Genomic DNA, 24,792 nt, shown 5'->3' with positions numbered 1-24,792 from the left:
ATAGAGCGTGTCCGAAAACGAGTCTAAGTCAGATTTCTTCGGAATTTTCGGACATGATCTGTTGGAAAAGAGGAAAATGATGATTTTTGTAAGGTACGAAAAATGGAACCAGTACCTGAAGTTTTATCCGGTCACGGCTCTTCTTGTGTTGGTCAATGTCGTGATGTTCATTGTATTGGCGGTGAACGGAGCTTACAGCCGAGACGCTTCCGGCTCGATCCTGCTTCAATATGGAGCTTTGTCCAATGTTGTCGGCGTTCCAGGTATTGAAAACGTCGATTCGCCTTGGCGTTACCTGACCTCGGTTTTCCTGCACGGCAGCTTTGAGCACTTGCTCTTCAACTGCTTTGCCATTATGGTCTTCTTACCGCCGCTTGAACGATTGTTGGGACATGTTCGTTACGCGGTTCTTTACCTGGCTAGCGGAATCATTGCTAACTTAATCAGTATGGGCTTTTACAATCGAGCCGGCGAATATTTCATCTCCGTCGGAGCGTCGGGCGCAATCTACGGCGGTTACGGCGCTTTCTTGTACATGGCGCTGTTCCAGCGAGCCAAAATGGACAAAGGATCGCGGCAAACGGTCTATATTCTGCTCGTCATGGGCTTGATCATGAGCTTCGCGACGCCGAACGTCAACATCTCCGCCCACATCGGCGGCGCCATCGCAGGCTTCTTCCTGTATGGACTGCTCGTACGCCTGCCGATCGGGAAAAAGATCGGCTGAGCTTCCGGGAGACCGCTGCGCGCCGTAAGATGGCTTCGATCGCTGTCGCAACTTCGCTGCAAAGGCGAGCGCTCCGCTTCTCAGCCATTCTTACGGCGCTCCGCTGCTGCGGCGTTGGCCGATAAGTGAGTGTAGTTAAAAAGACATGTCTACTATGTATTATAGTAAACAAATAAGTTAGAAAGTCCTGATAGCCTGAGCGAAGCGATAGGCGGAGGGAGAAATTCAATGAAAGACGCCTTTGAACGCGGAAAGCTGTAAGCTTTTTGCGTGAGACAGCGTCTTGAATGAATTTCTCCCGCAGCCGCCCTCAGCACTCCTCAACGAATAGGAATTTCAAAAGGAAAAAGCCGCCTCCTCTTAAAAAAAGGAAGCGGCTTTTTTAATGTTCAGCATCTCAGCGATAAAACTGCCACACAATCAGCAATACGATCAAGATAACCCAGAGCAGAATGGAAACTCCCACGCCAACTTTAGAGCGCTTGCCCAACAGCGGCCGTCGTTTGATTTCCAACAGAAGCGCAATCAGAGCAATCAAGCCGGCTCCTGCAAATATGCTGTTCAAGATCACCTGCGGCAGCACATCGCTGTACGGCCGCTCGTTTTGACTCAGCATCCGATAAGCAAGCAGGAGATTGTTGGCTGCCAAAAGCGTTCCGCTGAACATAAAGATCAGCGTTTTGATCCGCAGCGGAGTGAAGCGGCCGCCCGTTTGTCCTTTTCGCTTAAACCATGTAACCAACAGCAACAAGAACGGAGCGATCAGGAAGAAGAGCAGGGCAACGATAGCCGCAATCCCTTGCACAATGAGCAGAGCGAGGGAACGGCCGGCGGACAAAGGCAGATAATCACTCGTATAAAGCGAAACCCGCGTTACTGATCCTTGATCCGTTTGGAAAAAGATAAAAGGCCAGGCCCCTAACTCGGAATCGCCGCCGGTTCTTTGGTATAAATAAGGTCGAACTTGTTCGTACGCGCCTTCGTATCCGGCGAGCTTAACGGTCAGAGCGTTTTTTTTGTCGGAGGTGACGCGCATCAGCGACAAGTAGGGATAGACGCTCATAAATCCTTGGTCGGGACGTCTGGCTGCAACGAAGCTTCCGGTGACCAAGGAGGATTCGGGTAGCATTTGATCGGAAGCGGGAATCTCCGGGCTTCCGATCAGGGCCTGCGACAACCCGTGTACCAGATGGGATTCTCCGGCTTGATTAGTGAGAACCACGACAGCAAAATGTTCGTCAGGCGCGAACTGAAGGCTGCTGGAGAACGCCATTGTATTGCCTCCGTGTCCGAGCGTGCGAGCCGCACCCGGATATTCCCAAAAGCCGTGAGCGATTCCGGGCATGTAAGGATCATCGGATTTTGAAGAGCTGAGCATGTCGGATAAGGTACGGGATTGGCTAAATAATGAAGATTGTTCATGGGATGCCGGCATTAAAGCCATCGCAAAACGAGCAAGATCTTCAGCCGTGCCGTTAGCGCCTCCGTTCGGATACATGGACATATAGTTCCAGGGACCTTCGACAGTTTGTCCGTCTTCAACGGATAAATAGCCCTTGGCTTTACTGCGCAGCAAGTCCGGTCGATCATCCAAAACGGAGCGGATTTCGGTGTGATTCATTTTTAACGGGAGCAGGATATGTTCGTTCACATAGTCGGCATACGACTGCCCGGATACCCGTTCCACGATATAGGCAGCCAGAGAATTTCCATAATTCGAATAGGCAACCGTTTGCCCGGGAGGATAGATTTGTGCAGGTTCTGCTCGTAAAAGACCTTCTTCCAAAGAGGATACTTGCTCAGGAGCCGTATAAGCCATATCGAACATATACTCCTCGAATCCGGCGGTGTGATTCATCAGATGGAGCAAAGTGATCGGTTCGTCATAACGCAATCGTTTTAAAAAATGATCGGGCAGATACTCGCGGATATCCGTCTGCAGATTCAGTTGATTCGATTCCGCCAGTTGCATTACGGACGTCCATACAAACAATTTGCTGATCGAACCCCATTCGAAGATACTATCCGGAGTAGCTGGAATCCGGTTTGGAATATCGGCGTAACCATAAGCTTTGGAGAAAACCGTACGTCCATCTTGAACCACGGCGATCGAGGCGGCTGCGGTTGTTTTCCCGATGTAAGGTTCGACGAATTCATCAATGTAAGCTTCTAAATCTTGAACTGGAATTCCGGAAGGCGTTGCATGACGGAGATCGGAGTTAGCAAATGAAGATTTGGGCAGTGTAGTCAACAAGAGCAGTAAAGTCAGGAAAATGAATAAACAGCGTCTTGTTTTCATCAGATTCGGAAGTGAAGCAGAGATAGGCATCGGAAATCTCCTTTGGAATAAAGTCGATCATTTGCGGTTAGTTAGTCTATTAATCAACCATAAAACTAAGACTTGGAACTGTCAAGCCACTTTAACCCATAAAATGAAAAAAGCAACGAATGAAGGCTGTGCGCTTAGCCTTATCCGTTGCTTTTTCACATTCTTGCTTCAAATGTTCCGTCATCCGAAATCTGGCGAATATCGGCAAACTCAATTCGGTTGCGTCCGTTCTTTTTTGCCTGATACAAGGGCTTGTCGACTTCTGCAAATAAACGTGTCAGATATTCTTCCAAGTTATCCGGCATGTATTGATGCTCGAAGTCCTCGATAGATAATACGCCCAAGCTCACAGTGACGTTAACCGGCTCTGCCGACTGATCGAGTTTCACGAAGTTGCTTTCGACGGCGGCGCGTACCTGCTCGGCAATTTTCTCGGCCATTTTTCTCTCTGTGCACGGCAGGTATAGAATGAATTCCTCGCCGCCGTAGCGTGCCAAAATGTCTGTGCTGCGGATACGCTGCTTGACGATCTGCGCCGTGCGGTACAAGACTTCGTCTCCTGCCACGTGACCGTGGCGGTCATTGATCATTTTGAAGAAGTCGATATCGAACAGGATAAAAGAAAACGGAATGCGCTGCTCGACGTTTGCCGTCATTTCCTGCGTCAGGCGTTGAGTCAAGTAGTGGCGGTTGTAGCAGCCTGTCAGACTATCGGTCAGCGCCATCTCCTCCAACTTGCGGTTGGCTTGCGACAGTTCGAGACGCGTCCGATCCAGCGAGCGGTTGCGCTCATGCAGAACGTCATTCTGACGGTTCAACTCTTGAACCAGGCGCCGCTCCTGCGAAACGTCCTGGAAGGTCAGGATATGGCCGATCGGCGAACGCGAGGCATCGAAGATCGGCGACGTTTGCAAAATGAAATGAAGTCCGTCTCCGCGGTTCGAAGTCAGCTCGATCTGGAACAAGTCGCGCTCTTTTCGCTTATAATGATTCAGGAACTGACGAGGGTCTTCTATTGCCCGGACCGAGGACAGAAAGGTTTCGATATCGAACAACTCCCCGACTTCGGCATCGATAAAAAGTCGGAGCGCGCGGTTCGCTTCAACCACGGCATCGTCTTCATCCAATACGAGAATGCCGTGCGGAATCGTATTGATGATGTCTTCGTGCGCAATCGATACCAGATCAAACACTTTGTACCGGGTGATGACGAAAATGAAAAACAGATCGGCAATAAAAATACCGAGCGAAGTCAGTCCGGGGATGATCGGCAAAAACTTGGCAAGCACAACGTTGAGCAGAATATCGATCGCGACAAAGGAGACCAATGCGCTCACGCCCCATAAAACGATACGAATCTGCTTTTTAAGGCTTGGAGAAGACGAATGAGATCGTACGGCGCGCAGGAGGACAACCAACGAGGTGAGGAAATATCCGGCGATGACCGTCATGGTTAGCCAGAACAGCGAACCGTAGGAACGGTCGACGTAATTGTCGGTCGTGGGACTGGCGAACAGATGGAACGGGTTAATCATCGTCCCGAGCGAGGCAACGGCTGCGGGAACGAACAGCAGCGCGATGGACTTGGGGCTTAATCGTTTCTCGTCTCCCGCAAGGAACAACGTGAACAGCAGCCAGCCGCTTGCAAGCATGAGGGATGCGACGAAGGATAACGAAACGTAGAGGAACTGCAATTGAACATCCTGTACGATGTGCGTAGCGAATTGACAAAGCGGCCATAACATCATGAAGAAGTGGAAAACGAAATAGACTTTATGTAGATTCGTAATCCGAACTGCGAAGAAAATGTAGACCAGCAAGACGGACAACAAGGCGAACAAGAAGAGATCATACCACACTGATAGGTTCACAAACCTTCTCCTTTTGGGTGCGAAAGCTGCAATCGACTGCAATGTTAAAGTAGATGTATAGTACCATAAAACCAAGAGAATTAGCCAGTATTTATCGTCCGTCAGACGAAGATTGTCGTCTTTTTACACCTATCGTACACAACTCTATCCAAGAAAATACAAAACCGGCGCAGTCTGAGCGACTGCGCCGGTTTTGTATGCGTGTATTCAACTGCCTTCGAATGAAAGCGCGATTGCGGAGAATCGGCGTTAGTCGCGGCTGTTAAAAATTCCGATCAGACGAATCAGTTCAAGCAGAGCGACCAATGCGGCAGCTACGTAAGTCAGCGCGGCAGCGTTCAGGACTTTGCCCACGCCGCGTTCTTCTTCATTGGTGATGTAGCCTTCGGAGACCATGATTTCTCTGGCCCGGTTGCTGGCGTTGAACTCGACCGGCAACGTGATAAGTTGGAAGATTACCGTGACGGCGAAGAACAGAATACCCAAGCCGATCAGCGTATGGCTGAAGAAAAAACCGGCCAAGATCAGAAACGGCGCGACGCCGGAAGCGAAATTGACGACCGGGAAGATCTTGTGGCGCAATGCCAACATCGGGTAAGCCTGTTGATGCTGAATCGCGTGGCCGATCTCGTGGCACGCGACCGAGACGGAGGAGATGCTGTTTCCGTAGTAGACGTCTTCGGATAAGGCAACGGTGCGATTCACCGGATTGTAGTGGTCGGACAGCGTTCCGGGTACCGTTACGATCTGTACGTCGTGCAGCCCGTGCGTATCGAGCATATGGCGTGCGGCTTGATAGCCGGTAATACCGCTGTTCACCGGTACTTCGCTCCATTTTTTAAACGTCCCCTTGACCCGAAACTGTGCCCAGATGGTCAAAATGAAGGCCGGAATGATCAGAATGTACATAAACGCGTTAAAACTCATGTGCTTGTTCCCTCCATATTCAAATAATCGATCATGGCTGCCCCAACAGCAATTTGATGGCTTCCATGCAGGCGATGCCTTGCGGAAGCAGTTGAGAAAAGGTCTTGCGCGCTTGCGCCGGATCGAGATCCTGAAGCAGCGGTTGCAGTTCCTTCAATTCCTTCTCGACCTGCGCCAAATGGCTTTCGAGCAAGGTCAGCTTCTCCGAAACGCGTTCGTCTCCCGAAGCTGCGCTCCATTTGTCGAGTCGTTCGCGAATTTCTTCCAATGTAAACTTTTCGTCTTTCAACTCATGAATACGCTCCAGACGAAGCAGGGTTTCAGGTCCGTATAATCGATAGTTGGTCATCGAGCGGTCCTGCGGATGAATCAATCCCAACTTGGTGTAATAGTCGATGGTACGTTCGCTGGTTCCTGCGGCACGGGCCAGTTCTCCGATCCTGAACAGTTTCATATCCCCATCGCTGCCTCACCCTTTCTTAAAAGAAACTCTTGACAAATTCAATTATATCCAACCCAAAGCGTACAGTCAAACGTCATACTTTCAAACCGAAAGTACGCATCACCGCATTAACGCAGGTCAAATTTTTGCTCGCTAAAAAGCGTTTGAAATAAATTTTCTTTTTTTTTATGAAAATACACTTGTCAGCTTTCTTGCCGCGGTCTATAATGACATCAAGGATTTCACATTGTGTTAGAAAAAATAACATGAAGAGGGCGTGGGGAATTTGAGAAAGAAATGGTGGTTGGCACTTGGGACACTGACGGCGGTATCGGCTTTTCCGGTTAGCGCGTATGCGGCGGAAGCGGTAGACGGCGAAGCATTGACGGTAGGCGTGAACTCGGCTTTCGTATTTATCGCAGCCGTACTGGTTATCTTCATGCAAGCGGGATTCGCTTTACTTGAGGCGGGTTCAGTACGAATGAAAAACGCCGGTCACGTAGCGGGCAAGACAATCCTTTCCTTCGGCGTTGCAAGTATCGCGTTCTGGGCTTTCGGATTCGCCTTCGGGTTCGGTAACGGCAACGGATTCTTCGGCTTTGAAGGCTTTTTCTTCGGAGGAGACGGACAAGCTTCATCGTTCAACTCGGTTAACGAACTGGGTGTTCCGGTATCGCTGATGTTCCTGTTCCACCTGGCTTTTGCGGGCGTATCGCTGGCGATTGCGGGCGGCGGTCTTGCAGAACGCGCCAAACTTAGCGTATACATCGTCTTCGGCGCTCTCTTCACCATCATTATCTACCCGATTATTGCACACTGGGTATGGGGCGGCGGTTGGCTTGCGCAAATGGGCATGCAAGACTTTGCAGGCTCGACAGTCGTTCACTTAACAGGGGCTACGGCGGCACTTGTGGCGACCGTTATGCTCAAACCCCGCTTGGGTAAATACAGCAAAGAAGGTAAGCCGAACAGCATTCTGGGACACAACCAAGTGTTGTCGGTACTCGGCGTAATCATTCTGTGGGTAGGCTGGTTCGGCTTCAACCCGGGTAGTGCGTTGACGGTCATGGACGGTTTCTTCGCTTATGTAGCATTGACGACGAATATCGCAGCGGCAGCAGGCGGCGTAGCGGCACTGTTGATCTCCTGGATGGTATTCGGCAAAGCCGACATCCCAAGCATGTTGAACGGCGTATTGGCAGCATTGGTTGCGATCACGGGCTCTTGTGCCTTCGTTGAACCGTGGGCAGCTGTAGTCATCGGTCTGGTGGCAGGCGTACTGACATTCTTCACGGCGCAATGGTTTGAAAAAGCAGGCGTCGATGATCCGGTCTTCGCATTCTCCGTACACGGCGTAGCAGGCATCTGGGGCGCGCTCTGCACAGGTTTCTTCGCGACACCTGCACTGGCTACTGAAAAAGGTCTTGGACAAGCCGGCCTGTTCTATGGCGGCGGGCTGCACCAATTGGGCGTTCAAGCACTCGGCGTTGTCGGCACACTGGCCTTCGTAGGCGCCGTAACCTTCGTGATCTTCGCAATCCTCAAAGCAACAATGGGCATCCGCGTAACCGAAGAAGAAGAAATGATGGGTCTGGATATCAGCGAGCATGGCAACTATGGTTATCCGGAGCAAATGAAAATGGCTGGCGAAACGACTTTCCACGGTCCGACAAGCCCGGATTCGGGCAGCAAACGCACGCCGGCTAACGCTTAAGATTTACTTGCAGACATGAGGTTGCATAAAGATGAAACTGGAAGTTAAAATAAATAAATGTTAGATACATGTAAGGTAATTCGAAACTCCGAAATTCGGAAACAAGCGCTTATGATCAGAAAGGGGGGAATCCGGTGAAGCCGACTGATTCGTACACGGACCATTCATTCGTATCCCGCGAAGATTTATCGCAGATCCGTTCCCCCGAAGCGCTGCGCGCAAAAAGGGTCGAGATGCAACGAGAGTTAGCGGAAGCGGGAACCGGCCTTGATATTCTCGGCCGGAACGCTTCAATCAACGATATGCATGACCGCCTCATGAAGCACGCGGTCGAATTGTGCGAGCGTGAGATGGGGGAGGCGGGCTTCGGTCCGCCTCCCGTGTCTTATGCTTTCGTCGTATTCGGCAGTGCGGGCAGGCAGGAGCAGACGCTTTGGAGCGATCAGGATAACGGATTGATTTTGTCGGACGCGGAACATATCGACAAAGAATCGTATTTTGAAGAATTCGGTCGTCGGCTGACGGATATTTTGGAGGCGGCAGGTTATGAGAAATGCGAGGGAAAGGTCATGTGTTCGGAGCCCAGGTGGCGCCGGACTTCTTCCGAATGGGCAAGGCAACTGGAAGAATGGCGCAGTGATCTTAGCTGGGAACCCGTACGCTATCTGATTATTGCTTCCGATCTTCGTTTGATTGCCGGCGATGCCGAATTGGCCGGCAAATGGCGCAGGGACTTTTACGACGGAGTACGCGGCAATGCCGCTTTGCATGCCGCCATTTTACGTAATACCGTTCGCCACAAGAAAACGTTAAACGTACTGGGACAGGTCGTGACCGAACGCTTCGGCGATCATGCCGGCGATTTTGACGTCAAGTACGGAATGTATATTCCGCTTGTAAATGCTGCCCGCTTTTTTGCGATTCAACACGATGTGGAGGAATCCTCCACATTGAAGCGGCTTGAACGGTTGATTCAGTTCGAGGCCGCTTCGTTACCGCTTCTCGAGCCGACCTACGAAGCTTTTCGCACGGCGCTCCGCCTGCGCGGCTTGACTGAGGCAACGGAGCGCGAGGGACTGCTGGAGAGTTCCGGGTATCTGCTCAGCGACGAATTGAAGAAAAAAGAGCAGTTCTATGAACTGCGCGACGGCCTGATTCTGGTACGCAAGCTGCACCGCGTGCTTCAGCGTCAGCTCAGATTCGCAGAAAGGAGACGCGCATGAAGGGACCGGCTGGGTCGAGAAGCGGATTTTGGAACATGCTGCGCGGCGGGGGCGTCCCTTCGGCGGTAGCGTCGGTATTCGGGGGACAGAGTGCCCATCAGATGGCATTCATCCGCTCGCTCAGCCGGGAACAGCGCAGACCGGAAGCTTTGATCACCCCGCTGAATGAATTGGAGACTGTAGTGTTCGACTTGGAGACGACAGGCTTCAATTGTCAAAAGGGAGACGAGATTCTATCGTTCGGAGCCGTCAAGATGAGAGGAGGACAGGTGCTGGAAGACGAGACGTTTTATACGCTGGTCAATCCGCGCATCGGTATTCCTCCGCACATCACGGATTTGACTGGCATTACGCCGGCAATGGTGGAAGATGCGCCTTCTTTGATTGAAGGGCTGCATGATTTTATGGCTTTTATCGGACATTCCGTATTGATCGCGCATGCCAGTGCCCATGACAAAGCTTTTTTGAATACCGCGCTTTGGAAAACTTCCAAGGCTCATCTGACGCACCGCGTGATCGATACCATGATGATCGCGAAGCTGCTTGACCCGACAAGATCGGGATATGGGCTGGATGAACTACTCGTGGAGGAAGGTATTGAAATCAAAGAACGCCATCATGCCTTGGGCGATTCTTTGATGACGGCAAAGCTATGGGGTGGTTACATGGAGCGGGTGAGGGAAAGTCAAATCTCTACGCTTGGCGATCTGTATGCCCATTTGAGCAACACTTGATCGAATGAACGGCATCTGAAAAATCCCGCATAAAGTTCGGCCTGATTTCGCTTTGAACGAAACCGTTGCCTGGCTTATGCGGGATCATGCAATTTGATGAACGGCAATCCAAATCCGAAAAGCGGCGGGTCTGGCGCTACGGTGTGAGACGGATTACGAGTCCGTTTCACATGCCGCCCGCTGCGAAATTCCCTGCACCGAAATGATGTCCTTCATTTCGAAGCGGGTTTTGAACGCCCAATGTTTGACCCGCAAGCCTTGAACGGAGCGAGTGTTGATCGCGAGACCGGATTCCTGACCGGGTACCGGTACTGACGATCAAGACAAGCGTTGCTCCCTCGAAGCTTGCCACCCATGTTTACCCCTCTCATACTGGGCTTTCCGCTACGGCGGGAAGCCGCTTTTTTTGTTTGCGGGTTAATGGTTGAGCAGACCGGGGCGCGGCTCCGCGGCTATTACGGCTGCAGCAGGTTCTTGACCGAGGAGCGCGTAACGCATGCTGTCGACGAGGGCTTCCCAACTGGCTTCGATCACATTGCCGGATACCCCGACGGTGCTCCATGCATCTTCGGCATCGCGGGATTCGATCAACACCCGAACCTTGGAAGCCGTTGCTTCTTTATCGTCCAATACCCGAACCTTATAATCGCTCAAGTGCATATCGGTGAGCTGCGGATAATAGTGAAGCAGTGCTTTACGCAGCGCATTGTCGAGCGCATTGACCGGACCGTTGCCTTCTCCGGCGGTATACAAGCTTTCTCCGCCGATACGTAGTTTAACGAAAGCTTCCGATACGACCGGTTTTCCCGCCGACTTTTCCACAAGCATTTTGAACGACTCGAAAACGAACAATTCGCGTACTTCGCCGCCGGCTTCGCGAAGCAGCAACTCAAGCGAGGCGTCGGCGCCTTCGAATTGGTACCCGCGATGCTCAAGCTCCTTGATTCGCCCGATCGTCTCGGCGGCTTGCGGGCTTTTCGGATCGAGTTCGATGCCCAACTCTTTGGCTTTGGAGATCAGATTGCTTTGACCGGCAAGCTCGGATACGAGCACTCGTTGTTTATTGCCGACAAGCTCCGGAGCAATATGCTCATACGTACGCGAGTCGCGCAATATGGCCGAGACGTGAATGCCGCCTTTGTGCGCAAAAGCCGCACTGCCTACATACGGTTGGCCGCTTGGCATGTGCACGTTAGCAATCTCGCTGACATAACGGGCAACCGGAACCAGCTGCGTAAGCTTTTCTTCAGGTAAACAGGGCATTCCGAGTTTGAGCTGAAGATTCGGGATGACGGAACATAGATTGGCATTGCCGCAGCGCTCGCCATAACCGTTAATCGTGCCTTGAACTTGCAAAGCTCCGGCGGACACTGCGCTGAGCGCATTGGCGACAGCAAGTTCGCAATCGTTATGCGTATGAATGCCCAAGCGTGCATCCGGCATCTCGGCGACAAGGGCGGTTACGATTTCGCGGATTTCATGCGGCATCGTTCCCCCGTTGGTGTCGCATAACACCAACCAGTCTGCTCCTGCGTCAGAAGCGGTTTGAAGCACGGTTTTTGCGTAGTCTTGATTGTTTTTATATCCATCGAAAAAGTGCTCGGCATCGAACAAGACTTCCAGCCCCCGACGCTTCAGGTAAGCAATCGAATCGCCGATCATGGCCAAATTTTCTTCCAGCGTCGTCTGAAGCGCCGTATGGACATGGAAATCCCAAGCCTTTCCGACCAGTGAGGCGGCCTGCACGCCGGATTCGGCAATCAGTCGCAGGTTTTCGTCGTCTTCGACCGAGGCGCCTTTGCGACGCGTGCTGCCGAAAGCGACGATCTTTGCCCGGAGGTTCAAATCTTTGACTCGACGGAAGAATTCCACATCCTTGCCGTTGCTGCCGGGGTTGCCTCCTTCGATATAATGCACGCCGAGTTCGTCTAGCTTGACCGCGATCTTTAACTTGTCGTCGGCAGACAGGCTTATGCCTTCGCCCTGTGTGCCGTCTCTGAGTGTCGTATCGAAAATGGTGATGGAACGCGTCATGGAACTGCTCCCTTCCGTCCGTATTAATTGTCGATTATAGCATGAACGCTTTAAACCGGTATAGTACTCGGGTTAACAAATTTTACGGAAGAAAAGGGAGTGAAAAAAGATTGTCCGCACAAGGCGGACGAAGAGCCTTTTAACTAAGGTGAGATTGAAATGGAAACGTTACCGAATTGCTGGCCGGATGTCAGTCTATCGAAGGCTTTTACGATATCCGGCAACGCATGCACGGAGTCCGCGACAGGACGGATACGATGGGATGTGATAAAATTAAGCATTTCGATGAAGGTCGAAAATTTCGATTCGTAAAACGGTTTGTACCGCTTCTGATGTTGTAAAATGAAAGAATGAAAATCAATAAATGCGGCCAAAAGGAGGTGGGTAGGAATGGAAGACGTCGAGCGCTATTATCCGTCAAAAGGGCGGGTTATTTTGCATGTCGACATGAATGCTTTTTATTGTTCGGTGCATGAAGCGGAGAACCCGGAGCTGTATCGCGGCAAAATGACGGCTGTAGCCGGAGACAGCGAAAAGCGGCGCGGCATTGTCGTTACCAGCTCCTACCCAGCGAGACGAAAAGGCGTACGCACGGGCATGACGGTAAATCAGGCGCAGCGGCTCTGCCCGTCGTTGATCCTCATCAAGCCGGATTTTCGGTTGTATCGGGCATACTCGAGAGCTTTTCGCGAGATTCTCTATAACTATACGCCTCTGATCGAAGCCACTTCCATTGATGAATGTTATATGGACATCACCGGCTCCAGGCAGTTCGGGACACCGATTGAGATTGCCGAGGCGATTCAGCGGCGGATCGAGCATGAATTATCGCTGCCTTGTTCGATTGGCGTAGCGCCGAATAAGCTGTTGGCGAAGATGGCTTCGGATATGAAAAAGCCTAATGGCATTTCTATACTTCGCATTCGCGATTTGCCGCAAACGCTATGGAGCAAGCCTTGTGGAGAATTGTTTGGTGTAGGCGCCAAAACAGCCGAAAAGCTGACTCGTATGGGCATCCGTACGATCGGCGAATTGGCGCGCACCGATGAAAAGAGACTTCAAGCCTCTTTTGGCGTGTTTGGAGCCTGGATGAAGCGTGCCGCAAACGGAAAAGATCATTCGGAAGTGCAGTCGGTTCCCGAACCCAGCAAATCTGTGGGGCATACGACGACGCTGCCGTACGACGTAACCGAATCGCCCGAAGCGCTTCGGGTGATATTGAATCTGAGCGATCAGGTAGCCAGACGCATGCGCAAACAGCACTTGCTGGCGGGATCGGTGCAGATCACGATTCGCACGCCGGAAATGAAGACCATTACGCGCTCGCGGACGCTGGATATTCCGACCGAAGCAGCCGATGATATTTACAGGGAAGCCAAAGCTCTGTATTTGCGTCATTGGAGCGACGGAAAGCCGGTTCGTTTGCTTGGAGTGGCCGCGCAGAATCTATCGGACAAAAGCACGGCGGCGATCCAACTTGACCTTTTCGATTACGAGCAGCAGCCGAAGAAGGAAAAGCTGACCGAGATCATGGATAAACTGCGCGATAAGTTCGGAGAGGATGCCTTGATGGTCGCCGGGATGCTGGAAGAAGACGGGACCAAACGTTTGAAAGCGGGACGTTCGCCGGGGATTTCTTTTCACGGCGAGCGCAGCAAGGATCAGGAAAACCGATGAAAATGAAACGTAAGAATGATTGAAATCAAAAAAAGTTTATATTATAGTTAGAGGGATGAAGGCTCTTACGGGAATGGCTTCTTGACAAGAGAATCAGTATTGCCGATATAGAGTATACAGGAGGGAACATACATGGCTAAATTTACGTGGGTCGACAAGGACACTTGCATCGCGTGCGGCGCATGCGGCGCGACAGCTCCGGATATCTACGATTACGATGATGAAGGACTGGCTGAAGTTATTTTCGACGGCGACGGTAACCACGGCGTTAAAGCAATTCCGGAAGACATGCACGAGGATATGCTCGACGCATGCGACGGTTGCCCGACCGATTCGATTATTATTGCGGACGAACCGTTTAACAAAGAAGGCTGATTCGACTCGAAAGCGCCGAATACAGGGCAGATCCGAGATAAAGCGTCTCTCTCCTGAAACACAGGCGGGAGGCGCTTTTTTACGGGAATGAATCAGGCAAGCCATTAGAGCCTATTTTCCGGCAAAGGAGCGAAGGGCCATGACCCGTTTTCGCGATTTGAAGCAGTACGTGCGCGAACATCCCGATAACAAAATGGCCTGGTACTTATTAGGCAAGGAATATGCGGCCGACGGTCAAGAGGGCAAGGCCAACTACTGTTTCAATCAGGCGCAGGAAGTCTACGAGGCTTATGAACACGTGCATGTGCCGGAAGATATTTTAGCCGAGTATGAGGAAAAGTTGCGGGAAGCGGCTCAAAAGCGGAAAAAGGCGATAGCCAAGCGCCGAGCTTGGCTGCTGGCTGCCGTGCTGCTATTGCTTGCCGGCTTCCGTTATGCCGAGGCGCCAGGGATCAGCGCGCCGAGGTTCGCGGCGGGAACGAATGAAGATCCGGGGCCGCCTTCAACCGTCTTCACGGCCGCCGAAATCGGCGTACCCAGAGCCATCGGCATCGCGGCTGCTGCTTATATGGAAGACGGACGATCCGTTCCGGCCTCCGTGCTTGGCATGGAGCGAAACGGAAAGTGGCTGCTCTGGAACAAGAACATGCCGGTGATAGCGGAGCTTGAGCCGGGCGAAGGATCGGCAGAAAGCCTGATTCGAAGCTATGATCCGACCACCTGCGATTGCGAAGCCGACGTCTCAAGGGGAGAACGTCGAGCCGCTCAAGCTTGGGTGAGCGAACAAGAGAGTTTGGCCGCCCTCGCTTCGGCCGTTGCCCGTTACCGCGAAGGGGGCGGCGGCATACCGGAGAACTTGAAGGCTCTAAATCAGCCGTTTCCGAATAACGTGATGTCGGGTTCCACGCCGATCATGAGCCGATCCTTCGATCCTTTTGCCACGATGTTAAAAAGGCAGGCTTACGGTCAAGAGATGCCGCCTTTGTCCGAAGAAGGCGCGCGTCCTGTTTCGGCCGGAACGCTTGGCGGTACCCCGTATCTGGACCAGCCGCTCGAGATTATCGTGGACCGAAGCCGGCACCGCCTTGCGGTGGTGAGCGGAAACGTGCTGCTTCGCAATTATGAAGTGGGACTCGGCGGCAGCAAGACGCCGACCGGAACGTTCGCGATCAGCGACAAAGTGGTCAATCCGAACGGGAAATCCAACGGTGAATTCGGCAGTCGGGGGATGCAATTGTCGGATACCGACTATGCGATCCACGGCACGAATGTGCCCAGCAGCATCGGCGGCGACGAGTCGCACGGTTGCGTACGCATGAACAAGGATGACGTGGAAGAGTTGTTTGACATGATCCCTGCCGGAACGAAGGTGACGATGACAGACAACGTGCTGCCCGAGGAAACGGTGATTCCGCAGCAGCGTTTCCAGACCGAAGACCGTCAGGATCAGACGAACGATCAGAAGGTCTACCGCTGGCTGAATTAGATGCGAAAAAGCCCGGCTACGGCAGAAAAACCGGAGACCGGGCTAAGTGCTGGGAATCGAACCCTATAGGAACGGGGTTAGAGTTGCGCCCAGACGATTAATGCGCTTACAACCAAAATGAACAAAGCAAGGCTCCCGCCGATCCAGAGCGCAGCTTTGCGATTGATTTCTTCCTTTTTTTGCTGGAGGGCAGGCGGTTTGCGTTTGACAGCCATTGTCATCGTCTCCTTTGGGTATCGTATATCCTCATTGTAAGTCTCTTTTCATGGAATTGTAAGAGGGAACGTAGCCTGCTATTTCATGAAAACAAGCGACCGGAATGCTTTCCTTTTAACGGGGTTCCGAGTAAAATTAAAGAGTCAGAAGAGAAGAATGGGAGTGAACCGCTTGCTGTATAAACGCCTAGCCAAACCGCTATTTTTCCGGATGGACCCCGAAAAAGCCCATCACCTCGTCATTGACGGCATGCGTGGGGCTTCAAGCGCGCCTGGAGGACTGACTCTGCTGCGCAAGATGTACGGTACCGAGCCTGACGAAGCGCTGGCTTCCGAAGTGGCGGGACTGTCGTTTCCGTCTCCGATCGGCTTGGCTGCAGGACTGGATAAAAACGCCGAGGCGGTTCCGGGATTTTCGTCGGTCGGCTTTGGCTTTATGGAAGTCGGCACCGTGACCCCCTTGAGTCAACCCGGTAACGAACAGCCGAGATTGTTCCGTCTTCCGTCGGATGAAGCTCTCATCAATCGGATGGGCTTCAATAACGAGGGCGCGGAAGCGATGGCGGCTCGTTTGGCTGCATTGAAGCAGCGTCCCGTGCCGGTCGGCGTCAATATCGGCAAAAACAAAGTCACCCCTAACGAGGAAGCCTATCTCGACTACGAACGCTGCATTCGGGTGCTGTACCCGTACGCGGATTTCTTTATCGTCAATATCAGCTCGCCCAATACGCCGGATTTGCGCCGTTTGCAGCATGGCGACGAATTGCGCAAGCTGTTGACCGCGGTGACGAGCGAACTGGCAAGCCTAGCGGGCGAGGCTTCGCCGAAGCCCGTGTTTGTTAAGATCGCGCCGGATTTGGGCGATGACGAGTTGGAAGAGACGGTGGACGCTATTGCTTCGAGCGGCGTATCCGGTCTTATTGCGACCAACACGACCTTGTCGCGCGAAGGCTTGACGCATGTCAACCGAACCGAAGCGGGCGGACTCAGCGGGCGGCCGTTAACAGCCCGTTCAACCGAGATCGTGCGGCGGGCTTATGCTCAGACACAAGGAAGACTGCCGATCGTGGGGAGCGGCGGAATCTTTACGCCGGAAGATGCTTATGCCAAAATTCGCGCAGGCGCAAGCCTGATCGAGATTTACACGGCTATGATCTATAAGGGGCCTGAAATTAACCGCCACCTGCATACCGGACTCAAAAGGCTGTTGCAAACAGACGGGTTCACCCATATCTCCCAAGCGGTCGGTGCTGACCACCGCTAAAAGGGTGAAGGAAGACGAGGAGGCACATAGCATGGGTATGGACGGTAGAAACTGGGAAACCTTTTTGCTTCCCTATGAACAGACAGTCGAAGAACTGAAAGTCAAGTTCAAAACGATGCGCTCCGAATTGAAAAAGCGTGAAGAATACGCGCCGATCGAGTTTGTCACCGGGCGAGTCAAACGGATTACCAGCATTTTGGAAAAAGCCGAACGATTGGACGTTCCGTTGGATAATCTCGAAGAAGGAATAGAAGACATCGCCGGGATTCGCATCATGTGCCAGTTCGTCGAAGATATCCGCCGCGTGGCCGAATACATCCGGGCCCGGAAAGACCTGACGGTCCTGTACGAGAAGGATTACATCACGAATTACAAAGAGAGCGGCTACCGCAGTTTCCATATGATTATTCGTTATCCGGTGCAGACTGCGCTGGAGCAAAAGATCGTACTGGCCGAAATTCAAATTCGTACGCTTGCCATGAACTTCTGGGCAACGATTGAACATTCGTTGAACTATAAATATCGCGGCGGGTTGCCGGGCGACATGCGCCTTCGTCTGCAAAAGTCGGCGCAAGCCGCATCGGTACTCGATAGCGAGATGTCCAGCATCCGCGAAGAAATTCTGGACGCGCAGAAGCTATTCGAGGACGACGCGAACATCGTATCGACCTCGCTCAAAACGATTCATCGATTGTACGCGTATCATCTGGTTGCTGAAGCGATCGCGTATCAGCAGAAATTCAGCGAGTTATTCCTGGTACGCGACTTCGAAGGCATGAAAGAAATGTTAACCGAAATCAAAGCAATCATGGCTTCGAAGCATGAGGAAGACCCGGAAGATGAAGGCTGAACCGAAGTTTGCCGCGTTCCTGGTGTACTTCAATCGGGATCGTGACTACTTTGAATGTCACGAAGAGCTCGAAGAATTATGGTTGGAACGCGGTCGCGATCCGCTGTATTCCGGGCTGCTTCAGATCGCCGTAGCGTTGTACCATTTTCGCAACGGCGGAATCACGCCCGCGTACAACAAGATTGAAGGCGCCAGGAAGATGATGCGCAGTGCCATAAGCAAGTTATCGATGTACCCCGGAGATGCGTTGGGCATTCGATTGGATCGGCTTGTATTGCAGGCGCAGAAGTATTTGGATCAATTGGAGCGTTATGATCAAGAACCGTTTGACTTTTATCCGTTGGAAATTGAGATGTTTGACCCGGAGCTTATCGCTCAGGTGAATCTTGTTGCGAAAGAGATTCAGCCGAATATCCCGCAACGTACGGGGTACGCGCGCGGGCCTAAGGCCAAACCGAACGCTTAAACACAAGTCAGGCCCGCTCCGCCGGGCCGCGGCAAGCAGCCGCGAGGCGGGGCGGGCTGTTTTGTGCCTGATCAGATCAGAAACAGGAGGAATGCTTTATGAGCATCCAACTTCCGAAGTTGTTCGAGTCGCGCATGCAGCGTTGGCTCGGAGACGAATACGAAGATTTTATGGGCAGTTACGAAAGGCCGCGCCATGCGGGGATTCGCGTGAATACGCTCAAGATCGGACTCGAGGATTTTAAAGCCGCCAGCCCGTTCGAGTTGAAGCCGATCCCGTGGTGCGAGACCGGGTTTTACGTAGACGAGAACGAACGGCCGGGTAAGCATCCGTTTTACCATACCGGTCTTTATTATATTCAGGAACCGAGCGCGATGGAGCCTGCCGAAGCTTTGAATCCCGAACCGGGCGACCGGGTTCTGGATTTGTGTGCGGCACCCGGAGGCAAATCGACTCAGATCGCGGCGAAGCTGCGCGGTCAGGGTGTGCTCGTAACGAACGATATCAGCGCCGAGCGCACGAAGGCATTGGCGAAAAACATCGAGATGAGCGGCGTTCGCAACGCGGTCGTGCTGAACGAAACCCCCGATCGGATCGCCGAGAAGTTTCCGGCTTATTTCGATAAGATTCTGATCGACGCGCCTTGCTCCGGCGAAGGGATGTTCCGCAAAGATCCCGATGCCGTCCGGCAGTGGGAGAAACACTCGGTAGACGTCTGCACGGTGATGCAGCGGGATATTCTCGATACGGTCGCTTCGATGCTGGCGCCGGGCGGGCGGATCGTGTATTCGACCTGCACGTTCTCGCCGGAAGAGAACGAGGCCATGATCGCGCTGTTCCTGGCGCGTCATCCGGAATTCGTCGTGGGCGAATTGAAGCATTCGCCGCTGTTTTCTCCGGGGCGGCCGGAATGGGTGGCCGGCCTGGCGCAAAGCGGCGGCTGGCTGTCGCCGCTGCTTGAGCAGGAGGCTCGACGCGGCGAGCCGGGCTTTACGCGGCCGGAAGCGCTCGCGCAAACGGCGCGAGCGGCGCGGATATGGCCGCATCTCGCCGAAGGCGAAGGGCATTTCGTGTGCGTGCTGGAGCACACGGGGGAGAAGGCGGCGCCGGCTGAAGGCGCCGCGGGAACGGCCTCCGGCCCGATCATCGGGGCCGGGGAAGTACTGCCCGCCGCCTCCGAAGGCGGGCGCAAAGGCGGCGGCCCTAAAGGCAAGGGCCGCCAGGAAAGCCGCTTTGCGGCTGCGCCTCGCCGCGAAGACAAGTCCGCGCGCCAAGCTCGCGGACGCCAAAAGGACGCCTATATCCGCGAGGAGGCGTCCGAAGACGACGTGCGCCGCGCGTGTCTTCAGTTCCTGTCCGAGCAGGTCACGGTGCCGATCTTCGGCACGCTGCTGATCTCCGGCGACTATGCGTACGCCTGCCCGGTCGAACCGGAGCGGCTGCGCGGGCTCAAAGTCCGCCGCTCGGGCTTCCAGCTCGGCATGGTCAAAGCCGGAGGCCGCTTCGTGCCGTCGAACGCATTGGCGGCGGCTTTGTCGCCGCGCGAATCGGCGCGGTCGCTCAACTTAAGCTCGTCGCTGCCGGAAGCCGTGTCCTACCTCAAAGGCGAGACATTGACATTCGGCGAGGAACGCGTCGAGCGCGGCGAAGGCACCGATGCCAAAGGCTATGTGCTGGTATGTATCGACGGCTACTCGGCAGGCTGGGGCAAATGGGCCGCAGGCGTACTCAAAAACGAATACCCGGCAGGATGGAGATGGAACGGATGAGCAACCAATCAGGCAGTAAAAGCGCAAAAAAATTGCGCGTGGACAAAATATTATCGCATCTCGGCATCGCCACGCGCAGCGAAAGCAAAAAGTTGGTCAAGCAGGGACGCGTTATCGTGGACGGCAATCCGATCAAGGACAGCGGCCTGCAAGTGAATCCCGAAACGTCGACCATCGAGGTTGACGGGCAATCCGTGCATTACCGGGAGTTTGTCTATCTGCTGCTTAACAAGCCTCAGGGCGTGGTATCCGCAACCGAAGACAAATGGGACCGCACCGTGATCGACCTGCTGGATGCCGAATATTTGGCGTTCGAGCCGTTCCCGGTCGGTCGCCTGGACAAAGACACGGAAGGCTTGCTGCTGCTGACCAACGACGGGCAATTGACGCATGAGCTGCTGTCGCCGCGCAAGCACGTTCCGAAGACATACGAAGCCAAAGTGCTCGGCGCCGTAAACGAAAAGGACGGCGAAGCGTTCAAAGCGGGCGTCACGCTGGATGACGGATACGAGACGATGCCGGCAGAACTTGAAATCGTGCGGCATTTCGAAGAAGAAGGCGAAGCGCATACCGATATTCGATTGACGATCATGGAGGGCAAATTCCACCAGGTCAAGCGCATGTTCGAAGCCGTAGGCAAAAAGGTCGTGTTCCTGAAGCGAATCTCGATGGGACCTTTGCGGCTCGATCCGGAACTGTCGCTCGGCGAATATCGCGAACTGACTTCCGAAGAACTGGATGCATTGCGTAATCGGCAGCTTTGACCCAAGCAATCCGGCAATCCTTCCATACCGCAACCGATCGGAAAAACAGCCCGCTTGCCCTTTACCTTGAGCGGCTTTGTGGGCTATCATCATATAGAAAGAGCGTGTGAAGCGGAAGGGGAGACTGGCTGTGAGATTGCTGCAAGCTTTATTTTTTCCGCCCGAACAGCCGGGGGGCGTATCATCGATGATCCCGTATCTGCAAGAGAAGTTTTCTTCGGCCCGTTGGGAGATGGAAATCTTTTCGCTGCCCAAACGGATTCGGGGCAAAGGACGCGAAGAAGTCGTGTTCGAGACCTTTGATTGGACGGAGTACGGCGACAGTCCGATCGTGCAAAAATACATGCAGACCTATCGCGATTACCTATGGTGGACGCGTCTGCGTTTGCAAAAACCGTATGATCTGATCCATGCCCATCATCCGATTGCCGCGCTGGCGATGAAGACGGCGTTTCCGGAGACGCCCGTGCTGCAAACGACGCACTCCAGTTATGAACGGGAATTGGTGCTGAACGGAAAGATTGAAGAAGGCGGACCCGAACACCGTTTTCTTTTGGCCATGTATGGAGAACTGGAAGCGAAGACGGATCAGTTGATCACCGTATCCGACGCGTTCCGGCGTTACATGGCTCCTTATATCCAGTATCCGGAAAAGGTGAAGATTATGCCGAACGGTTACGACGAACGCCGCTTCAAGCCCGTGCCGCACGAGAACGAGGTGCCGCAGTTGATGGCGGTCTGCCGCTTGGTGCCTGCAAAGGGGCTGGATATCCTGCTGCAAGCCTGCGCGCGTCTGAAGGAGCGGAACGTGCCGTACGTGCTGCATCTGATCGGAGACGGCCCTTCGCGCGAAGAACTGGAACAGATGGCGCAGGATCTCGGGGTATACGACGATACGATCTTTTACGGCTATACGCTGCATCCGGAGGAATTCATGCCGTTCTTCGATATCTTCGTCCTGCCTTCGCGCGCGGAAGCATTCGGATCGGTATTTGCCGAAGCTGCCTTGTGCTGCCTGGCGCTGGTCGGAACGAGCGTCGGCGGCGTACCGGAACAGATCGAACATGGGGTAAATGGATTGCTTGTGCCGCCCGACGATGCCGAAGCGCTGGCGAACGCATTGGAGCAAGTCATCGTCGATCCGTCTTACCGATATGAATTGGCCCGTACCGCGTGCGAAAAAGCCAAATCGAACTATTCGCTTAACCGCGTCGCGATCGAATTGAAGCGATTATACCTCAGTTATGAGGGACGCGGTCGGCAAACGGTTTAAGCCTGAAATTCCGCACATGTCGTGTCATCTTGAAAAAAATCAAACAAAATGCTATTTTTTACGAAAACGTACCTGGCGTGCGCGCCGAAAAGGTATCTGGAGGAGAGCCTATGGAAGAGTTAAAAGAACGGATCAAGCTCGAAGGGGTCATTGCATCGCAGCAGGTATTGAAGCTGGACGCAATTCTGAATCATCAGGTTGACCCTGCGCTGACCATGGAAATGGGGCGCGCATTCGCTTCCCGTTTCGCCGCGGAAGGCGTAACCAAAGTTGTGACCGTCGAGTCTTCAGGTATCCCGGTAGCCTTTGCCGTTGCGCTTGAACTGGGTGTTCCGATGATCTTTGCCCGTCGCAAGAAGACGCTGCTGGCCGACCCGGATTCTTATGTGGAGCGCGTGCCTTCTTTTACAAAAGGAATCGTAACCGATTTAATGCTTCCCAAACGGTTTATTAAAAAAGAAGACAGAGTTTTGCTCATCGACGACATTATTGCCAACGGCGACGCCGCGCGGGGGCTCGTCAAAATTATCCATTCGGCGGAAGCTACGCTCGTGGGGGTAGGCATCGTGGTGGAGAAATGTTTCCAATCCGGTGCGCAAAGCCTGCGGGATCAGGGAATCCGTCTGGAATCGCTGGTCCGTATCCAGTCGTTGGGCGAAGAAGGGGTCGTTTTTGCGGACTGAGAGAAATTGAGCCAAAAGCTAAATTTCCCGCTTTACCCCTCCGATAATGTTACGTATAATACTTTTTAAGTAGGGAGAGGAGGAAGACTAATATGAGCGATCCAACAGTAAATGCTGAATTTTTCATTAAAAAAGTCAACGATGCCAAGGTACATTTCGAACGTGCCCTCGATTGCAAGCACACGGAGTTTGATGACCTTTATCCCTATATGATCGAACATCCTCAATTTTTCTGGTATAAGCGCTATGTCGCCTGGTCCGAACTTCTGACGCTCGCCGATCTGTGCGAAGAATTGTCTTTCCCGTGGAGAGAAGAATTCACGCCTCAGCAGATTGAATACGTCGAACAACGCGTAATGTCGGCGAAAGTTCTCGACTTCTGGTTCGAAAATGCGGACTCGAAAGAAACGGCGCAACAATAAGTTTTTTCTTCCGCAATACAGATTCCAGCATCGCTTTTTAGACCGGTCCGCTCGCGCGACGCGCGTGCGGGCTTTTTTCGTTAAGAGGTAAACGATAAACAGAAGGGAGGGAGTCCGCCATGATCGATGACGCGCAGCTCAATGCCTACCGAATATCCGGGGAAAAGGTCCGGGTCGTTCGCGACGGGTTGAAGGAGAATGATATCAGAGGCATCGTGGTGGCGTGGGACGATACGCATGTCCTGATTCGTCGTCCGAATCGCAATGTGGTCAAGCTGGACCGCAATTATATCATTCAGCCATCCAAGGAAGAACGGATTGATCCGTTAAGCTTGGACGAGCTTAAATCCGAGAACTGATTGGTTGGGAAAGTTACTTTGGCGGGGGAAGCGAGAAGACTCCGAGAAAAATTCGTTCCGGTCGCGTGTTGAAATCGGGAAAACTGATTGAATTTTTAGTAGAATTTTCCCGATTTCAAAGGCGATCACTATCGTTCCTTCACTGAATTTTTCTCTCCGTCTTCTCGCTTCCAGCTACGTTGGACTTTCTCAACATCTTAAATGAATTCTTTGATCCGCATCTCTGAGTTTGATTCTCCTAAATCGACAAGCTGGTCATTAACTTAGCATATAAGAACAAATAAAGCCCGGTTACACTGAAGTTTCAGTGTAACCGGGCTTTATTGTTGCGGGGGTATAACTTTATTTATTTAATATCCCCCCATATCGGCCGATCGCCGGGGGGATGGCGGTCGGATCGACATAAGGGAGAGGGGGACGATGTTCAGGCGTACGCTCCAGCCGAATAAGGACGAGATGTCTTCTTTTTGGCTGAGACTCCCGGCTTGGAAGTTCGGTGACCGTAATTGCGAACAGGTGCGGCGCTTTGACGGCCGGAGTCGGTCACGATCGGTTCTGCCGAGCGATTCTCCGTAGACGAAATTCCCAGATAAGCGCGCATGCGCAACTCCATTTCGTTATGGAAAGGAGCATGATCAATATGCATGGTGCCGTGAAGTCCGCGGCAGAGATAATCGGCATCTACGCCCTTCTCCGAGTGCTGGACTTCACACATGCGGATGCTACGTTTTTTGAATTCGCGGCGAATGCCCGACAGCAGTACAGCCGCACACCGGGAAGCGTTGCGAATCATTTCTGTATATAAAGTAGAGGTCTGCGTCGGTGTATCGGACTCCAGCTTTTTGGCATCATTCTCGAATGTTTTCAAAATATGCGTCAATAACAAGTAACTTTTGATTAAAGACAGTTCATCTCGGGTCGTCTGTACAGCGGTCATACTCTTCACCACCTTGTAGGAACTTGTGTTCTGTTTTTAGTATAACCGAATAGGTGTTCGCATGCAAGCATATCCTTGCTTTTTTTGAAAGTTGTTGACTGAAGCTTTTGCTTTATGTTATGATTTACCTTGTCGCTGTAATAGTGATCATGATAAGCGGTCGTGGCGGAATTGGCAGACGCGCACGGTTCAGGTCCGTGTGGGCTTACCCCCGTGGAGGTTCGAGTCCTCTCGACCGCATCTTATATTGC

At 52.8% G+C, this 24,792-nt stretch carries 23 protein-coding genes and 1 tRNA gene; 17 read left to right on the top strand and 7 right to left on the bottom strand.

Features of this window, described 5'->3' with window-relative positions; translation table 11 throughout:
• Positions 1-79 precede the first annotated feature (79 nt).
• Positions 80-727, top strand: coding sequence for a rhomboid family intramembrane serine protease (locus SACSAC_RS01595; protein ID WP_037291775.1), 648 nt, complete (start codon positions 80-82; stop codon positions 725-727).
• A 397-nt stretch (positions 728-1,124) separates the two neighbouring features.
• On the opposite strand, the gene SACSAC_RS26675 is transcribed toward SACSAC_RS01595, so the two are convergent.
• The 4 genes from SACSAC_RS26675 to SACSAC_RS01575 all read right to left on the bottom strand — a co-directional run bounded on the left by SACSAC_RS26675 (position 1,125) and on the right by SACSAC_RS01575 (position 6,308).
• A complete protein-coding gene (locus tag SACSAC_RS26675) occupies positions 1,125-3,056 on the bottom strand; it encodes a serine hydrolase domain-containing protein (protein ID WP_051506786.1) in 1,932 nt (643 codons plus the stop codon).
• Positions 3,057-3,211: 155 nt separating this feature from the next.
• Positions 3,212-4,927, bottom strand: a complete 1,716-nt coding sequence (locus SACSAC_RS01585) for a histidine kinase N-terminal 7TM domain-containing diguanylate cyclase (RefSeq protein ID WP_037282771.1) — start codon at positions 4,925-4,927, stop codon at positions 3,212-3,214.
• Positions 4,928-5,176: 249 nt separating this feature from the next.
• Positions 5,177-5,854 carry a zinc metallopeptidase gene (locus SACSAC_RS01580; protein ID WP_037282769.1) on the bottom strand — a complete coding sequence of 226 codons (678 nt, stop codon included), beginning with the start codon at positions 5,852-5,854 and terminating at the stop codon, positions 5,177-5,179.
• 31 nt (positions 5,855-5,885) lie between these two features.
• Positions 5,886-6,308, bottom strand: coding sequence for a MerR family transcriptional regulator (locus SACSAC_RS01575; RefSeq protein WP_037282767.1), 423 nt, complete (start codon positions 6,306-6,308; stop codon positions 5,886-5,888).
• Between the two features lie 274 nt (positions 6,309-6,582).
• Here SACSAC_RS01575 and SACSAC_RS01570 point away from each other — a divergent pair, with 274 nt between their 5' ends.
• From SACSAC_RS01570 to SACSAC_RS01560, 3 genes are all read left to right on the top strand, one after another.
• A complete protein-coding gene (locus SACSAC_RS01570) occupies positions 6,583-8,010 on the top strand; it encodes an ammonium transporter (RefSeq protein WP_037282765.1) in 1,428 nt (475 codons plus the stop codon).
• 134 nt (positions 8,011-8,144) lie between these two features.
• Positions 8,145-9,233: a DUF294 nucleotidyltransferase-like domain-containing protein gene (locus tag SACSAC_RS01565; protein ID WP_037282762.1), complete on the top strand. Its 1,089-nt coding sequence runs from the start codon at positions 8,145-8,147 to the stop codon at positions 9,231-9,233.
• A complete protein-coding gene (locus SACSAC_RS01560; RefSeq protein ID WP_037282758.1) occupies positions 9,230-9,967 on the top strand; it encodes an exonuclease domain-containing protein in 738 nt (245 codons plus the stop codon). The genes SACSAC_RS01565 and SACSAC_RS01560 overlap by 4 nt, the downstream gene beginning before the upstream one ends.
• A 417-nt stretch (positions 9,968-10,384) precedes the next feature.
• Here SACSAC_RS01560 and cimA read toward each other — a convergent pair whose 3' ends face one another.
• Entirely contained in the window at positions 10,385-12,001 is a 1,617-nt protein-coding gene (gene cimA, locus SACSAC_RS01555; RefSeq protein WP_037282756.1) for a citramalate synthase, read from the bottom strand.
• A 390-nt stretch (positions 12,002-12,391) separates the two neighbouring features.
• Between cimA and SACSAC_RS01550 the strand changes: the two genes are divergently transcribed.
• The 3 genes from SACSAC_RS01550 (at position 12,392) to SACSAC_RS01540 (ending at position 15,539) form a co-directional block, all read left to right on the top strand.
• A complete protein-coding gene (locus SACSAC_RS01550; protein ID WP_037282752.1) occupies positions 12,392-13,678 on the top strand; it encodes a DNA polymerase IV in 1,287 nt (428 codons plus the stop codon).
• Positions 13,679-13,810: 132 nt separating this feature from the next.
• A complete protein-coding gene (locus SACSAC_RS01545) occupies positions 13,811-14,053 on the top strand; it encodes a ferredoxin (RefSeq protein ID WP_037282750.1) in 243 nt (80 codons plus the stop codon).
• Positions 14,054-14,192: 139 nt separating this feature from the next.
• A complete protein-coding gene (locus tag SACSAC_RS01540) occupies positions 14,193-15,539 on the top strand; it encodes a L,D-transpeptidase (protein WP_037282748.1) in 1,347 nt (448 codons plus the stop codon).
• 77 nt (positions 15,540-15,616) lie between these two features.
• On the opposite strand, the gene SACSAC_RS28170 is transcribed toward SACSAC_RS01540, so the two are convergent.
• Positions 15,617-15,754 (bottom strand): hypothetical protein, encoded by a 138-nt coding sequence (locus tag SACSAC_RS28170; RefSeq protein WP_169833743.1) that lies wholly within the window; start codon positions 15,752-15,754, stop codon positions 15,617-15,619.
• A 172-nt stretch (positions 15,755-15,926) separates the two neighbouring features.
• Between SACSAC_RS28170 and SACSAC_RS01535 the strand changes: the two genes are divergently transcribed.
• The 9 genes from SACSAC_RS01535 (at position 15,927) to SACSAC_RS01495 (ending at position 23,604) form a co-directional block, all read left to right on the top strand.
• Positions 15,927-17,018: a quinone-dependent dihydroorotate dehydrogenase gene (locus tag SACSAC_RS01535; protein WP_037291771.1), complete on the top strand. Its 1,092-nt coding sequence runs from the start codon at positions 15,927-15,929 to the stop codon at positions 17,016-17,018.
• A gap of 37 nt (positions 17,019-17,055) precedes the next feature.
• Complete coding sequence (yjbM, locus tag SACSAC_RS01530; RefSeq protein ID WP_037291770.1) at positions 17,056-17,868, top strand: GTP diphosphokinase; 813 nt, start codon at positions 17,056-17,058, stop codon at positions 17,866-17,868.
• On the top strand, positions 17,858-18,334 hold the full coding sequence (locus tag SACSAC_RS01525; protein ID WP_037282747.1) for a DUF309 domain-containing protein: 477 nt from the start codon (positions 17,858-17,860) through the stop codon (positions 18,332-18,334). Before yjbM ends, SACSAC_RS01525 begins: the two co-directional genes overlap by 11 nt.
• A gap of 98 nt (positions 18,335-18,432) precedes the next feature.
• Positions 18,433-20,103, top strand: coding sequence for an RsmB/NOP family class I SAM-dependent RNA methyltransferase (locus SACSAC_RS01520; RefSeq protein WP_037282746.1), 1,671 nt, complete (start codon positions 18,433-18,435; stop codon positions 20,101-20,103).
• Positions 20,100-20,867, top strand: coding sequence for a pseudouridine synthase (locus SACSAC_RS01515; RefSeq protein ID WP_051506785.1), 768 nt, complete (start codon positions 20,100-20,102; stop codon positions 20,865-20,867). The genes SACSAC_RS01520 and SACSAC_RS01515 overlap by 4 nt, the downstream gene beginning before the upstream one ends.
• 130 nt (positions 20,868-20,997) lie before the next feature.
• Positions 20,998-22,140 carry a glycosyltransferase family 4 protein gene (locus SACSAC_RS01510; protein ID WP_037282744.1) on the top strand — a complete coding sequence of 381 codons (1,143 nt, stop codon included), beginning with the start codon at positions 20,998-21,000 and terminating at the stop codon, positions 22,138-22,140.
• Positions 22,141-22,250: 110 nt separating this feature from the next.
• Positions 22,251-22,823, top strand: a complete 573-nt coding sequence (locus SACSAC_RS01505) for a xanthine phosphoribosyltransferase (protein ID WP_037282742.1) — start codon at positions 22,251-22,253, stop codon at positions 22,821-22,823.
• Between the two features lie 92 nt (positions 22,824-22,915).
• Positions 22,916-23,245: a hypothetical protein gene (locus tag SACSAC_RS01500; protein ID WP_037282740.1), complete on the top strand. Its 330-nt coding sequence runs from the start codon at positions 22,916-22,918 to the stop codon at positions 23,243-23,245.
• Positions 23,246-23,364: 119 nt separating this feature from the next.
• Complete coding sequence (locus tag SACSAC_RS01495; protein WP_037282738.1) at positions 23,365-23,604, top strand: hypothetical protein; 240 nt, start codon at positions 23,365-23,367, stop codon at positions 23,602-23,604.
• Positions 23,605-24,028: 424 nt separating this feature from the next.
• On the opposite strand, the gene SACSAC_RS01490 is transcribed toward SACSAC_RS01495, so the two are convergent.
• Entirely contained in the window at positions 24,029-24,541 is a 513-nt protein-coding gene (locus tag SACSAC_RS01490; RefSeq protein ID WP_051506784.1) for a YhjD family protein, read from the bottom strand.
• Positions 24,542-24,697: 156 nt separating this feature from the next.
• Here SACSAC_RS01490 and SACSAC_RS01485 point away from each other — a divergent pair.
• Positions 24,698-24,781 (top strand) — tRNA-Leu (locus tag SACSAC_RS01485).
• Positions 24,782-24,792 lie beyond the last annotated feature (11 nt).

Origin of the sequence: Saccharibacillus sacchari DSM 19268 (assembly GCF_000585395.1) — a bacterium.
Taxonomy (GTDB): domain Bacteria; phylum Bacillota; class Bacilli; order Paenibacillales; family Paenibacillaceae; genus Saccharibacillus; species Saccharibacillus sacchari.
The sequence above is the reverse complement of the archived record's forward strand: the minus strand, read 5'-3'. Positions and strand labels throughout refer to the sequence as shown.

Coding starts and splice junctions, on each gene's coding strand:
- SACSAC_RS01500 (WP_037282740.1), top strand. CDS start 22,916: ATGAGCGATCCAACAGTAAATGCTGAATTTTTCATTAAAAAAGTCAAC.
- SACSAC_RS01540 (WP_037282748.1), top strand. CDS start 14,193: ATGACCCGTTTTCGCGATTTGAAGCAGTACGTGCGCGAACATCCCGAT.
- SACSAC_RS01545 (WP_037282750.1), top strand. CDS start 13,811: ATGGCTAAATTTACGTGGGTCGACAAGGACACTTGCATCGCGTGCGGC.
- SACSAC_RS01580 (WP_037282769.1), bottom strand. CDS start 5,854: ATGAGTTTTAACGCGTTTATGTACATTCTGATCATTCCGGCCTTCATT.
- cimA (WP_037282756.1), bottom strand. CDS start 12,001: ATGACGCGTTCCATCACCATTTTCGATACGACACTCAGAGACGGCACA.
- yjbM (WP_037291770.1), top strand. CDS start 17,056: ATGGACGGTAGAAACTGGGAAACCTTTTTGCTTCCCTATGAACAGACA.
- SACSAC_RS26675 (WP_051506786.1), bottom strand. CDS start 3,056: ATGCCTATCTCTGCTTCACTTCCGAATCTGATGAAAACAAGACGCTGT.
- SACSAC_RS01490 (WP_051506784.1), bottom strand. CDS start 24,541: ATGACCGCTGTACAGACGACCCGAGATGAACTGTCTTTAATCAAAAGT.
- SACSAC_RS01520 (WP_037282746.1), top strand. CDS start 18,433: ATGAGCATCCAACTTCCGAAGTTGTTCGAGTCGCGCATGCAGCGTTGG.
- SACSAC_RS01505 (WP_037282742.1), top strand. CDS start 22,251: ATGGAAGAGTTAAAAGAACGGATCAAGCTCGAAGGGGTCATTGCATCG.
- SACSAC_RS01595 (WP_037291775.1), top strand. CDS start 80: ATGATTTTTGTAAGGTACGAAAAATGGAACCAGTACCTGAAGTTTTAT.
- SACSAC_RS01550 (WP_037282752.1), top strand. CDS start 12,392: ATGGAAGACGTCGAGCGCTATTATCCGTCAAAAGGGCGGGTTATTTTG.
- SACSAC_RS01560 (WP_037282758.1), top strand. CDS start 9,230: ATGAAGGGACCGGCTGGGTCGAGAAGCGGATTTTGGAACATGCTGCGC.
- SACSAC_RS01495 (WP_037282738.1), top strand. CDS start 23,365: ATGATCGATGACGCGCAGCTCAATGCCTACCGAATATCCGGGGAAAAG.
- SACSAC_RS01515 (WP_051506785.1), top strand. CDS start 20,100: ATGAGCAACCAATCAGGCAGTAAAAGCGCAAAAAAATTGCGCGTGGAC.
- SACSAC_RS28170 (WP_169833743.1), bottom strand. CDS start 15,754: ATGGCTGTCAAACGCAAACCGCCTGCCCTCCAGCAAAAAAAGGAAGAA.
- SACSAC_RS01575 (WP_037282767.1), bottom strand. CDS start 6,308: ATGAAACTGTTCAGGATCGGAGAACTGGCCCGTGCCGCAGGAACCAGC.
- SACSAC_RS01525 (WP_037282747.1), top strand. CDS start 17,858: ATGAAGGCTGAACCGAAGTTTGCCGCGTTCCTGGTGTACTTCAATCGG.